The 12,526-nt window shown below is 70.4% G+C and carries 13 protein-coding genes; 7 read left to right on the top strand and 6 right to left on the bottom strand.

The genetic code is table 11. From position 1 onward, the window contains the following. Positions 1 to 42: 42 nt before the first annotated feature. Both lysA and AB0O76_RS29035 read left to right on the top strand, forming a co-directional pair. Entirely contained in the window at positions 43 to 1,386 is a 1,344-nt protein-coding gene (lysA, locus tag AB0O76_RS29040) for a diaminopimelate decarboxylase (protein WP_365496954.1), read from the top strand. Positions 1,387 to 1,465: 79 nt separating this feature from the next. Continuing rightward, on the top strand, positions 1,466 to 2,908 hold the full coding sequence (locus AB0O76_RS29035) for an amino acid permease (RefSeq protein WP_365496952.1): 1,443 nt from the start codon (positions 1,466 to 1,468) through the stop codon (positions 2,906 to 2,908). 85 nt (positions 2,909 to 2,993) lie between these two features. On the opposite strand, the gene AB0O76_RS29030 is transcribed toward AB0O76_RS29035, so the two are convergent. Continuing rightward, on the bottom strand, positions 2,994 to 4,484 hold the full coding sequence (locus AB0O76_RS29030) for an MFS transporter (RefSeq protein ID WP_365496950.1): 1,491 nt from the start codon (positions 4,482 to 4,484) through the stop codon (positions 2,994 to 2,996). Positions 4,485 to 4,769: 285 nt separating this feature from the next. On the opposite strand from AB0O76_RS29030, the gene AB0O76_RS29025 reads away from it, so the two are divergent. Next, positions 4,770 to 5,309: an SgcJ/EcaC family oxidoreductase gene (locus AB0O76_RS29025; RefSeq protein ID WP_365496948.1), complete on the top strand. Its 540-nt coding sequence runs from the start codon at positions 4,770 to 4,772 to the stop codon at positions 5,307 to 5,309. Here the strand turns inward: AB0O76_RS29025 and AB0O76_RS29020 are convergent. Beyond that, positions 5,272 to 6,483, bottom strand: coding sequence for an FAD-dependent monooxygenase (locus AB0O76_RS29020; protein WP_365496946.1), 1,212 nt, complete (start codon positions 6,481 to 6,483; stop codon positions 5,272 to 5,274). The two genes, AB0O76_RS29025 and AB0O76_RS29020, sit on opposite strands and share 38 nt — an antisense overlap. A 103-nt stretch (positions 6,484 to 6,586) precedes the next feature. On the opposite strand from AB0O76_RS29020, the gene AB0O76_RS29015 reads away from it, so the two are divergent. Beyond that, complete coding sequence (locus tag AB0O76_RS29015; protein ID WP_365496944.1) at positions 6,587 to 7,303, top strand: TetR/AcrR family transcriptional regulator C-terminal domain-containing protein; 717 nt, start codon at positions 6,587 to 6,589, stop codon at positions 7,301 to 7,303. Positions 7,304 to 7,316: 13 nt separating this feature from the next. Here the strand turns inward: AB0O76_RS29015 and AB0O76_RS29010 are convergent, their stop codons facing one another. Further along, entirely contained in the window at positions 7,317 to 8,117 is an 801-nt protein-coding gene (locus tag AB0O76_RS29010; RefSeq protein WP_365496942.1) for an NAD(P)-binding domain-containing protein, read from the bottom strand. Next, positions 8,114 to 9,118, bottom strand: coding sequence for an alpha/beta hydrolase (locus AB0O76_RS29005; RefSeq protein WP_365496940.1), 1,005 nt, complete (start codon positions 9,116 to 9,118; stop codon positions 8,114 to 8,116). Before AB0O76_RS29005 ends, AB0O76_RS29010 begins: the two co-directional genes overlap by 4 nt. Before the next feature lie 75 nt (positions 9,119 to 9,193). Between AB0O76_RS29005 and AB0O76_RS29000 the strand changes: the two genes are divergently transcribed. The 3 genes from AB0O76_RS29000 to AB0O76_RS28990 all read left to right on the top strand — a co-directional run bounded on the left by AB0O76_RS29000 (position 9,194) and on the right by AB0O76_RS28990 (position 11,365). Beyond that, the gene (locus AB0O76_RS29000; protein ID WP_365496938.1) at positions 9,194 to 9,769 is read left to right on the top strand and encodes a TetR/AcrR family transcriptional regulator; all 576 of its coding nucleotides are present in this window, start codon (positions 9,194 to 9,196) and stop codon (positions 9,767 to 9,769) included. Positions 9,770 to 9,872: 103 nt separating this feature from the next. After that, positions 9,873 to 10,760, top strand: coding sequence for a metalloregulator ArsR/SmtB family transcription factor (locus AB0O76_RS28995; RefSeq protein ID WP_365496936.1), 888 nt, complete (start codon positions 9,873 to 9,875; stop codon positions 10,758 to 10,760). Next, the gene (locus AB0O76_RS28990) at positions 10,757 to 11,365 is read left to right on the top strand and encodes a dihydrofolate reductase family protein (RefSeq protein ID WP_365496934.1); all 609 of its coding nucleotides are present in this window, start codon (positions 10,757 to 10,759) and stop codon (positions 11,363 to 11,365) included. Before AB0O76_RS28995 ends, AB0O76_RS28990 begins: the two co-directional genes overlap by 4 nt. Positions 11,366 to 11,410: 45 nt before the next feature. On the opposite strand, the gene AB0O76_RS28985 is transcribed toward AB0O76_RS28990, so the two are convergent. Next, positions 11,411 to 11,848: a VOC family protein gene (locus AB0O76_RS28985; protein WP_365496932.1), complete on the bottom strand. Its 438-nt coding sequence runs from the start codon at positions 11,846 to 11,848 to the stop codon at positions 11,411 to 11,413. 114 nt (positions 11,849 to 11,962) lie between these two features. After that, positions 11,963 to 12,514 carry a tellurite resistance TerB family protein gene (locus tag AB0O76_RS28980; protein ID WP_365496930.1) on the bottom strand — a complete coding sequence of 184 codons (552 nt, stop codon included), beginning with the start codon at positions 12,512 to 12,514 and terminating at the stop codon, positions 11,963 to 11,965. Positions 12,515 to 12,526: the final 12 nt, after the last annotated feature.

The raw sequence follows: 12,526 nt of genomic DNA, 5'->3' as shown, positions 1-12,526 counted from the left end.
CCCCGGCTCGGGGAGACCGCAGCGCATGTACGGAGGAAGACCATGGCCGTCCCGGTCGCACCGACCGCCCAGCCGCACCCGTCGCCGGAAGCCACGGAGACCTCGGAGACATCGCAGGCCTCGGAGGCATCGCAGGCGGCACTGCTCGGGCTGTTCCCGCCGGGGTCGGCGCTCGCCGAGGACGGCGGCCTGGTGATCGGCGGCTGCCGGGCGACCGACCTGGCGGAGCGCTTCGGCACGCCCGCGCTGATCGTCGACGAGTCGGCGCTGCGCGACCGCGCACGGCGGTACGCGCGGGGGCTCGCCGCACGGTGGGCCAATTCGAGGGTGGCGTTCGCGTCCAAGGCGTTCCCGTGCACCGCCGTGTACCGGCTGCTCGCCGAAGAGGGGCTGAGCATCGACGTCGCGAGCGGCGGTGAGCTGACCCTGGCCCTTGCGGGCGGGGTCGACCCGGCTTCGCTGGTCGTGCACGGGAACGCCAAGACGGACGCCGAGCTGCGGATGGCCGTGGAGGCCGGGGCGGGCCTTGTCGTCATCGACAACTTCGACGACATCGACCGCCTCGAGCGGATCGTCCCCGGCTCCGCCGAGCAGCCCGTTCTCGTCCGGGTCACTCCCGGCATCCGCCCCGACACCCACGCGGCGGTCGCCACCGGACAGGAGGGATCGAAGTTCGGCCTGACGCTGCCGCAGGCCCGGAAGGCGATCGCCCGGCTGCGCGGAAGCGACCGGCTGCGCCTCGACGGCGTACATGTCCACATCGGGTCCCAGATACTCGACACCGACCCGTTCGCCCGGGCGGTGGAGGCGGTGGCGGGTCTCGGAGCCTTCGCCGTCTACGACCTCGGTGGCGGCCTGGGCGCGCGCTACACCTACGACGATCACCCGCCCAGCGTCGAGGAGTACCTCGACACCCTGGTGGGTGCCGCACGCCGGGTACTGCCCGCCGACGCGCAGATCGTGATCGAGCCCGGCCGGTCCATGGTGGCCGAGGCCGGGGTGACGCTCTACCGCGTCGTCACCGTCAAGCGGGGCGAGCCGACGTTCGTCGCCGTCGACGGCGGGATGGGCGACAACCTCGAAGTCGCGCTGTACGGACAGCGTTTCGAGGCAACCGTCGTCACGCGCGTGGGCGGCGGCGACCCCTGCCACCTGGTGGGCAGGCACTGCGAGTCCGGCGACAGCCTGAGCACGGGGGTGCGGCTGCGCGACCCCCGTCCAGGCGACGTGATCGCGGTGCCGGCCACCGGCGCGTACTGCTTCTCGCTCAGCAACAACTACAACGGCGCGCTGCGGCCGCCGGTTGTCTTCTGCGCCGACGGCGATGCGCGCGCCGTGGTGCGCCGGGAGACGTACGACGACCTGCTGCGCCGCGACATCGCCTGAGCCAACCCGTCCGTGGGCCACGGCATCCGGTGAGCCGTGGCCGCAGGCCCGCCCTTCCCTCTCCCCCGTAGGAGCCTCGATGCCCGTTCGGCCGACGCTGCGTCAACAAGCCCTGAGACGCAAGCCGTTGCACACCTTCACCACGGAGTCGGACGGGGGCGGCGGCCTTCGCCGCACCATCGGTCCCTTCCAGCTCACGATGATCGGCGTCGGCGCCACCATCGGCACCGGGATCTTCTTCCTCCTGGGCAGCGCGGTGCCGGAGGCGGGCCCTGCGGTCGTGGTGTCCTTCGTCCTCGCGGCGGCCGCCGCGGCGCTCACCGCGCTCTGCTATGCCGAACTGGCATCGGCGGTACCGGTGTCCGGCTCCTCCTACTCCTACGCGTACGCCACGCTCGGCGAGTTCGCGGCCTGGGCGGTGGGCTGGTGTCTGCTCCTCGAGTACGCGGTCTCGGGCGCCGCGATCGCGGTGAGCTGGGGGCAGTACCTCAACGACTTCACCGAGCGGCTCTTCGGGTTCCGGATGCCCGAGGCGATATCGGCGCCGCCCGGCGCGGGTGGATTGATCAACCTGCCCGGGGTGGTCCTGGTGGGCCTGTGCTGTCTGCTGCTTGTGCGCGGCGCCAAGGAGTCGGCGGTGTTCAACACCGTGATGGTGCTGGTCAAGCTGGCGGTGCTCGCCCTGTTCGTGGTGGTGGGGATCACCGGCTTCGACGCCGGCCACTTCCAGCCGTTCGCTCCCCTGGGCGTGGCCGGCATCGGCACGGCATCCGCCACCGTGTTCTTCGCCTTCATCGGCCTGGACGCGGTCTCCACCGCGGGCGAGGAGGTCCGCGACCCGCGGCGCACCCTGCCGCTGGCCATCGTCGGAGCCCTGGTCGTGGTCACTCTCACCTACATCCTGGTGGCGGTGGTGGGCGTGGGCGCGCAGCCCTGGACGGCGTTCGATGGGCAGCAGGCCGGGCTCTCCGCCATCCTCGCCGCGGTCACCGGAGCGGGCTGGCCCGCCGTGCTGCTCTCCGCGGGGGCGGTCCTTTCCATCGTCAGCGTCACCCTGGTCGTGCTGTACGGCCAGAGCCGCATTCTGTACACGATGGGCCGCGACGGCATGCTGCCCGCCGCGTTTCGCCGGGTGAGCCCGCGCACCGGCACTCCGGTGTTCAGTACGCTCCTGACCGGCGGCTTCGTCGCCCTCCTTGCGGCGGTCTTCCCGCTGGACCTGCTCGCCGATCTCACCAGCATGGGCACCCTGGCGGCCTTCGCTGTGGTCTCCCTCGGCGTGATGATCCTGCGCCGTACGGCCCCGTCCCTCGACCGCGGTTTCCGGGTCCCCGGCTATCCGGTGGTGCCGCTGCTCTCCCTCCTGGCCTGCGGCTATCTGATCTACGAACTGCCGCTCGGCACCTACCTGTTGTTCGGCGGCTGGCTGGGCCTGGCCCTGGCCGTCTACCTCTTCTACAGCCGCCGCCACTCACGCCTGGAGGCGACCGCCGAGGCCGCCGCCGGACAGGTCCCGGCATGACGTCGTAGCGCGGCTGCGCCCCGCCGGTCCGGCGGGGCGCAGCCGCGCTACATGTGGGTCTGCATCGGGCGTGCTCGCCCCGTCGTCACACGAGTTCGGCGGCGGGTTCCGATGCCGCGGGCCGGTCCGTGCGCACCGCGACGGCTCGCGGCGCGTGCGCCGCCTTGAGGCCGATGAGGGCGACGGCCACCACCAGGGCGAAGGCCGCTCCGGCGATGGCGAAGCTCAGCGTGAACTGGCTCTCCTGGGGCAGCGCGGGCATGCCCTTCGGCAGCGCGATGGTCTTCGACGCGAGGAGCGAGGTGATCATCGCGCTCGCCACGGCGCTGCCGACGGAGCGGGAGATGGAGTTGATGCCGTTGGCGATGCCGGTCTGGTGGGCCGGGACACTGGCGACGATGAGCGCCGGCATCGAGGCGTAGCCGAAGCTGATCGCCAGGCCGATGACCATGCCCGCGCCGATCACCGAGCCGGTGGTGCCGTGCGCGGCGGTCAGCCAGGCGAAGCCCGCCACCCCGAAGGCGGCGCCGGCGGCCAGCGTGAAGCGTGCCCCGATCCGGCGCACGAGCAGCCCGCCGAACTGGGCGCCCACCAGCGAGACGAGGGTGGTCGGCAGCAGGTAGACGACGGCCGCGTCGAGGACCGAGGCGCCGAATCCGTACCCCGTGAGCTGTTCGGGCATCTGCACGAGGTACGAGACGCCGATGAACTGGGCGAACATCGCGAAGCCGAGGAGCAGCCCCGCCAGGTTCGTGAAGAGGACGGGCCGGTGGACGAACATCTTCATGTCCACCATCGGCTCCTTGACCCGCAGCTCGGTGAGGACCCACACCCCGGTCATGACGATCGCACCGGCAAAGGCGCCGAGCGTCCGGCCGGAGGTCCAGCCCCACTCGTGGCCCTGCGAGATGGGCAGAAGCAGCAGCACGAGCAGCAGCGCGAGGGTGAGGGCGCCCAGCCAGTCGGTCCGTCCGCCGGTCTTCGCGCGGGAGGCGGGCACCACGAACAGCACTCCGGCGAGCGCCACGACGGCGAGCACCACCGCGAGCCAGAAGACCCGGTGGTAGTCGGGGTCGGAGCCCTGTGTGAGGAGTCCGGCACCGACGAGCGCGAGCCCGCTGCCGAAGGCAAGGGTGCCGCTGACCAGGGCCATGGCTCCGGGCAGCTTGGCCGGCTTGACCTCTTCGCGCAGGACGGAGAGGGCGAGCGGGAAGATCGCGGTCGCGGCGCCCTGCATGACACGGCCGATGATCAGCCAGGTGAGCGAGCTGGTGGTGGCGGCGAGGACCGAGCCCGCGATCATCACCAGGAGGACGCCGACGAGGGTGGGCTTCTTGCCGTGCTGGTCGCCGAAGCGGCCGAGCAGCGGGGTGAAGACGGCTGCCGAGAGCAGCGTGGCGGTGGTCACCCAACTGACGTTCGCCGTGGTGGCGTCGAGGTCGGCCTGGATGATGCTCAGCACCGGGACGACCAGGGTCTGCATCATCGAGACGACCATGGCGGCAAGACCGAGCGCCAGGACGAGCAGGGTCTGCCCGGAGGCGCGCGGGGGCGCGGCGCGATGTGCGTGAGACACGGCGATTCTCTCTCAGTTCTCTCTCGGTTACTTGACAACCTTGATGCTTGAGATTCTCAAGCAATGAGTAGAAGGTAAACGCCGATATTTGAGATAGTCAACTTTCACGACGTAAAGTGAGACGGCTCACCACCCAGGAACCGGGAAAACCAGAAAATGGGTGGCCCTTGGCAGCACCCTGTACGTCTCTTGAGTCCCCACTGACCAGTGCTCCGCAAGTCTGGGGGCACTCCCGCCGCAGAAGACGCTGACGGCGGAAGTGACCGCTACCGCACTGGAGTTGAGATGAACCGCAAGAGCCGCATACGTGCCGCAGTCGTCACCACCACCGCCCTCGCCGCGGCCGTCACGATAACCGTGGGAGTCGCCGTGGCCACGTCCGACGGCGCCGCCGACGGGGCAGCACCCAGATCCTCGTACGCCAAGCCCCCCAAGCCCGCCGAGAAGCAGATCGCCGCACTCTTCGACGGATGGAACAAGGCCCTGCAGTGCGGCGACGCCGAGACCGTCGCCGCGCGGTACGCGAAGGACGCGGTGCTGCTGCCCACCGCCTCGCCGCAGATCCGCACCGACCATGCCGGGATCGTCGACTACTTCGAGCACTTCCAGCAGAACAAGCCCCGGGGCGAAAAGGTCCGCGGCATCATCAACATCCTCGACTCGGACTCGGCGATCGACGCGGGCCTGTACAGATTCCACCTCACCGATGCGAAGACCGGCGAAAAGCGCACCGTCGAGGCCCGTTACACCTTCGAATACGAGAAGCGGGGCGGCCGGTGGCTGATCGTCAACCACCACTCTTCGGTGGTGCCGCCCGCGAACTGACGCCGAGTTCGGCCTGGTAGTCGGGCAGGGCCAGGGTGCTGACCTTCTCGCCCTGCCTGAGCATCCAGTTCAGCAGCGGGCGCCTGCTCAGCAGGGCGTTTCGGACGCGGAGGCCGGTCGCGGTGGCGGGGGCGAGGAACTTTCCGGTGCGGTCGCCGCCCTTCTGGCAGCCCTGGGCGTAGTCGCGCACTCTGTTCTCGTACCGGGTGAAGGCGGCACGGTGGTCTCCGTCGGCCAGCGCCAGTTCACCGGCCAGTACGTAGGCGGCGACCACGCCGGTTCCGGTGCCCATGCCGCCTATGGTCGCGCCGCAGGCGGCGTCCCCGACGAGGGCGATCCGCCCCCTGGACCAGGTGTCCACGTCCGCCCGGCTGATCGAGTCGAAGTACAGCTCCGGTGCCTGCCGCAGGGAGTCGAGGAGCCGCGGGACCTCCCAGCCGAGCCCGGAGAACGCATCGGCGATCAGGGCCTTCTGCCGCTCCGGGTCGGAGCGGTACGTCAGTTGGGGAGAGGCGAAGACGAAGAAGGCACCGGCCTTGGGCGTGTCCCGGTGGTCGCTGCCGACGGCGGCGAACCGGCCGGGCGTGTTGTATCCGACCGAACCTCGCCCGACGCCAAGGTAGTTGGGCAGCTGCCAGGTGGCCGCGTAGTAGCCGAGATGGCGTACGAAGCTCTCCTCCGGGCCGAAGGCGATCCGGCGTACGTTGGAGTGCAGCCCGTCCGCGCCGATCACGAGGTCGAACTCCCGAGGCGCGCCGTGCCGGAAGGTGACCTGCACCCCTTCGGCGGTCTCGGTGAGGCCGACGATCGAGTCACCGAAGACGTACTCGGTGTGCGGCAGGCTCTGCCCGTAGAGCACCTGGGACAGGTCTCCGCGGAGCACCTCCACGTCGCCGCCGGCGAACTCGGCCGGAAGGTGCAGCAGTTGCCGCCCTTGCTCGTCGACGAAGCGCATCGGGCTGCCGCCGGTCTGGATCCGGCGCAGCTTGTCGAGTACGCCCATGCGTTCCAGCACGGTCAGGTGCGTCTCGCCGCGGAAGTCGACGGCCTGGCCGCCGCCGCGCAGGGCCGGTGCCGGCTCGACGACTGTGGGTCTGAACCCGTGGCGACCGAGCCAGTAGGCCAGCGCCGGGCCCGCGATACCGGCACCGGAGATGAGGACGTTCTTGGTCATGGACAGCACTCCCCGCAAAACTGTGTCCAGTGGACACTGATTATTAGTGTGTACCGTAGACACAGTTTTGAGGACCTGCAAGGGCGCAGATGGGAGCGGTGGGATGAGCGACGAGCGGAGCCGGACGGCGCGACTGCTCTGGGACCAGCCGCCGAAACCCAGGCGAGGCCCCAAGCCGGCGCTCAGCCTGGACCGCATCGCGCGGGCCGGCAGCGAGATCGCCGACACGGAGGGCCTGGCCGCCGTGTCCATGCAACGGATCGCCGGGCTGCTCGACGTGACCAAGATGGCGCTGTACCGGTACGTGCCGGGAAAGGCCGAGCTGGTCGCGCTGATGGTGGAGGCCACCATCGGCGAGGCCCCTCTGCCGGACGGGCCTCGCGGCGACTGGCGGCAACAACTCGACGACTGGGCCCGGCAGTTGGCCACCGTCTTCCACCGGCACCCATGGCTGCTCGACGCGACCGTCGGCCCGAGGATCATGGGGCCCGGGGAGCTGGCCTGGATGGAACAGGCCCTCGCCGCACTGGACGGCACCGGCCTCACGGGCGCCGAGCGGATGGATGCGGTCGTCCTGCTGTCCGGCCACGTACGCGAGATCACCCAGCAGGCCCGCGCGGCGGGTCCTGCGGGCGCTGCCGAAGCTCAACTCAGCGACACACTGGGCGAGTTGATGCGGACGCACGGCGAGTGCTATCCCGCCCTCACCGCCGCGCTGACCTCGGCGGCGCAGCACGGCGGACAGGACCAGGCACTGGAGTTCGGCCTGCAACGCATCCTGGACGGCCTGGGTCAGCTCATCGACCGGCGTGCGAGCTGACCGGGGCGCCACATCAAGCCGGGCGACGCTCCTCGCCCCGGGGCCGCTTCAGATCGGCGAAGAGACCGTCGAGGGCCTTGTGGAGAGCGTCGGCGTTGGCCGGGTCGAACCATGTGGTGCGGATGCGTTCGTTGTTCCCCTTCGGCGATTCGTGCTCGGCCGCGAGCCGGCTCAGCGAGCGCGTCTCGTCACTCAAGGAGCGGCCGACGCCCTGGAAGAGGCTGCGGACGTAACGGTCCGCGTCATCGGCGGCTATGCCCTGGCCGACAGCCCACTCCGTGAGCGTGGCCAGGTACCAGTAGTGGGTGGTCAGCGTCCCCGTCAGCGCGGAGTAGACGTCGAAAGCCGCCTCGTCCGCGACCGGCTGCGCCCCGCCCAGCAGGTCGAAAAGCTCGTCCACCACCGGGTGGGACGGAAACGTCACCGTCACGGAGCGGCGTTCGCGCGCGGTGGGCAGCGGGATGGCCCGTACCACCGCGGCGTCGGTGCCAAGTATCCGGCGCATCTCGTCGTTGCCGACGCCGGACATCACGTTGACCACCGTCTTGTCGCCATCCACCGCAAGACCGGCGAGCGCCTCGTGCCGACTCGGACCGGGTACGGCGATGATCACCACCTCGGAGCGGTCCACCACCTCCTGATTGTCGGCACACACTTGTACGCCCTCGTAGCGCGCGGACAGCTCCGCGGCCGTGCGGGCTCCCCGCGGGGAGAGGAACACCTCCGGCGAAGGCGACGCGCCACCCCCGCCACACAGGCCCATCACGATGGCCCGGCCGATCTCGCCCACTCCGATGATGCCGATGCGTTTCACTGCGTCTTCCTCCCGTGGTGTGTGGTGCGCGCGGTGAGGGAGGCCCGAAGGAATTCGAGGATCTCCGTCCGCGCGGTCTCGGCCTGCTCCACCAGGCCCGGCATGCTGAGGAACGCGTGCACCGCTCCGGGGTATTCGGTGAGCCGAGTCGGTGTCCCGGCGGCTTGCAGTCGTTCGGCGTAGCGGCGGCCGTGATCGGCCACCGCGTCGCGGGTCGGAACCACCACGAGCGCCGGGGCGAGCCCGTTCAGGTCGTCTGCGTACAGCGGCGAGAGCGCGCGGGGGTCGGTGCCCTCCGGAACGGCGAGCCGCTGGAACAGGCGCAGTTGGGGCTCGGCGAGCGTCGGGCTGAGTGCGTACTCGGCGACCGAGGGGTAGTCGAACATCGTCTCGGTCACATCGACAGCGGGGTTGACCAGCACCTGCGCCTGGAGGTGCGGTCCTGCCCCCTTGGCCCGGATCGCCGCCAGGGCGCTGATCAACGCGCCGCAGCTCTCGCCGAACACAGCAACGCGCGCCGGGTCGATGCCCCACTGCGCGGCGTGCCGCACCACGTGCTGGAGCACGTCCCAGCCGTCGTCGACGGCCGCCGACAGCGGGGTCCGCGGGTCGAGGAGACGGTGCTCGACCGAGACGACGACCGCGGGCAGTTGGGCGGCGAGGTGGCTGGTGACCCAGTCGCACTGCACCGCCGTACCCACGAATCCGCCTCCGTGTACGTGGAGCACTAAGGGCAGTTCGGCCCGGCCAGCGCCTTCGCCGTCGCGGTCGCGGTCGCGGTCGGGGGCCGGTCGGTACACCCGGACCGGGAGTTCGCGGCCGGGCAGCGCCACGTCCTGCCATTGAATCGCGGCACCGGGATCCGGTTCCCCGAGGAACGCCCGCGCCGCACTGGACGCCCGGAAGCGGTTCTCCGCGTCGCGGTAGGCGGCCAGCTCCTCGGCCGTGATCGCCAACCAGTCCGGCTCCGGCGGTCGTTGGGGGGCGGTGATCTCACTCATGCCTTCTCCTCATTCAGGGGTTCCGCGACCTAAGGTATCGAAACCTAAGGTAGCGAAACCAGGTATCGTGTGGATATGGCATCGCCCACATCCGCCAGGCCGCCCGGCCGCCCGCGCGCCGGCGTCAACGACGTGGTGTTCGCCGCCACGCTGAGCACGGTCCACGAACTCGGCTACGCGCGCGCCACCGTTGAACGCATCGCCGCCGCGGCCGGCGTCGCGAAGTCGACGGTCTATCGGCGCTGGCCGTCGAAGGGCGCGCTGATCGTGGACTGCCTCCTGGACGCGTTCGGCCCGGCGCCGCTGGAGGGCGCCGGTCGAGCCGAGCTGATGTCCTCGACCATCCGCTGGATCGCCGCGAAGGTCGGCGAGCCCGGGGTGGGTGACGCGTTCGCCGGAGTGTTCAGCGACGCCGTCAGCGACCCGGCCCTGCGCGAGATCCTGTCCACGCGGCTACAGGATCCGTACCGGCTCGCGCTCCAGGACGCGCTCGGCGAGCCGGAGAACCGGGTCCTGTTCTTCATCGACGTAGTGGTCGGAGTCCTGCTCCACCGGATGGGCATGACCGGCGCACCGATGGCCGATGCCGACGTCGACGCACTGGTCGAGATGGTTCTGGCGCACTTTGGTGACGCCGCCGGCCGCGATTAGGCCCGCGCTGTCGGTGCCGAACGAGGCACATGTTCCTGGTGAGTTCGACGCCATCGATGCGGAATGGCAGCGGCGCAACTGGAGTTGGGGGCACGATCCCTCCATGGACGCACTCCTCGCCGCACTGGCCGACCCCGCCCGCTGGCGGCTCGTGAGCCTGCTGGCCGAGCGGCCCCGCTCGGTCGGTGTCCTCGCCCAGCTCGCCGAGGCGCGCCAGCCGCAGACGACCAAGCACCTGCAGACCCTTGAGCGCGCCGGAATCGTCAGCTCCCAACGCACCGGCCAGCGCCGCATCTACGCGCTCCGGCCCGCTCCCCTGCGGGACCTGGCAGCCGCGCTCAACCGGCTCGCCGACACCGCGGACCAGGTCGACGATGCGCGCGCGACCTACGACCGATACGGGCTCAGCCTCCACGCAGAGCGCATCGCAGCGGAGAAGTCGGGGTGGGCCGACGGCCGCTCCTTCACGTTCCTGCGGTCGTTGGCGGGGCGCCCCGAGCTGGTGTGGCGCCACCTGACCGAGGCCACCCTGCTCGCCCGATGGTGGACGCCCGACGACCTCCGCGTCTCCGAGCTCGTCTTCGAGGCGCGCCCGGGCGGGCGGATCGTCAACGAGTACCGCGATGCCGAGGACGCCGACGGCTCGGACGTGGTCGCCGGACGCGCGGAAGGCGTCGTGGACGACGTACTCCCCGGTGAGCGTCTCACCTACCGGCTCTCCCCGCTCCTGCCCGACGGCAGCCTTGCCTTCACCGCCCACGTCGATCTGGGCCTGCGGCCCACCGAAACGGGCACGGACCTCGACGTCCACTGGCGGATCACCGACAGCACGGTGGACTCCGCGGACTTCATCGCGGGCATCGAGATCGGCTTCGGCCAGAGCCTCGACAAGCTCGCGGCGGCACTCACCGCAGACGCGCACGACAGCGTCGGCACCGACACCGATACCGACGACACCAACATCGGCACCGACACCAGGAGCGCGAAATGAGCGAGCAGCAGCTGACCGCCGGCCGGCGAGTCGTCACCAACATGAGCCTCTCCCTCGACGGCCGCTACGCCGCGCCGGACAACCCGCTGGACATGAGCTGGGTGATGCCGTACGCCGTGACCGACGTCGCCCGCGACCATCTGGCCGGCCTTCGGGAGTCGGCGACGACGGCGCTGCTCGGTCGGGTCAACGCCGAGGGGTTCCTCGCCTTCTGGCCCACCGTCATCGGCATGGAGGGTGCCGACCCGCGCGACGAGGCCTTCGCCCAGTGGCTCGTCGACACCGACAAGGTGGTGCTCTCCTCCACCCTGGGCGAGGCGCCCTGGGAGCGGGCCACGATCGTCGACAAGCCGACCGCCGAGGTGGCAGCGGACCTCAAGGCCACCGAAGGCGGCGACATCCTCGTGCTCTCCAGCGCGAGCATCATCAAGGCACTGCTGGCAGCCGACCAGGTCGACCGGCTTGCGCTCACGATCTTTCCGGTCTTCCTCGGCGGCGGGCCGCGCCTCTTCGACGACGGCCTGCCCGCCGGACAGTGGGAGCTCGTCAGCCAGGCCGCGGGCGAGCACGGCACGCTGGCTCTCGTCTACGACCGCGTCCGCTGATACCGGCTCAGCGCGAACCGCTGACGCGCCAAAGGGCGGCGCAGGTCAGGTGGCGAAGACCTGGGAGTCGTCGGCGAAGGCCTTGAACTCGAGGGCGTTGCCCGCCGGGTCGAGGAGGAACATCGTCCACTGCTCGCCGGTCCGGCCCTCGAAGCGGACGTAGGGCTCGATGACGAACTCGACGTCCGCGTCCGCCGCGCGCAGCCGTTCTGCGAGCTCTTTGAACGCGGGGATCGTCAGAATCAAGCCGAAGTGCGGGACCGGGACGTCGTGACCGTCGACCGGGTTGTGTACGCGTTGCGCGAGCTCCGGTGCGAGGTGGGTGACGAACTGGTGGCCGTGCAGATTCCAGTCCACCCAGGTGTCCGCGCTGCGTCCTTGCTCCAGGCCCAGTACGTCGCCGTAGAAGCGGCGCGCGGCGGTCAGGTCGTCGACCGGCACAGCCAGGTGGAATCGAGGGATCGGAGAGTCGAGAACGGTCATGACACTGCCTTCCTGCCGGTTGCCGGGTGCCGGTGAACGTAGCGTGCGACGTCACGAGTTGGGGCCCGCACCTTCTGCTTCAGGTGCGGGCCCCAACTGCAAAGCGCATGACGGTCAGAGGCCGAACTCCTGCGGGGACACGCCCAGCGCCGCGCACGCTTCGCGCAGGACCTGCTCCTCGGCCGGGGCGATGTACCCGTCCGCGCCGGCGACCACGAAGCCGGTCTGGACGACCGCCTTGGCCTCCATCGGCTTCTTCGCCGCCTTGGCGATCTCCTGCATGACCTGGGTCTTGCCCTGCTGGAAGTTGAACGTCAACTGGTCGACGTGCTTGTTGAAGCGCTGCCGCAGCTGGTCCGGCGGGAAGTTCTGCAGGACGTCGTTCTGCAGGATCAGAGACTCGACGTGCTGCCGCTCGGCCGGGTCGACCGACCCGTCGGCGGCCGCGACCAGGGCGCACATGGCCATGCTGGCGTCCCGGTAGGCACCGCTCTTGAGTTCCGTCTTGAGGGAGCCGAGCTGGGACTTGAGCACGCCCACGAGCTGAGCCTTCGACCCGCCGCCGGACCCCGAACCCGACCGTCCGTGACCACCGGAGCCCCGTGCGCCCTGCGACTGCTGCTGCAGACCCTTGGCCTGGTCCTTGATCCGGTCCCACATCGCCATCCGTGCCACCTC

This window comes from Streptomyces sp. NPDC086554 (assembly GCF_040686095.1).
GTDB lineage: Bacteria > Actinomycetota > Actinomycetes > Streptomycetales > Streptomycetaceae > Streptomyces.
Note: the sequence above shows the minus strand (reverse complement) of the source record. Positions and strands in the feature narration are given on the sequence as shown.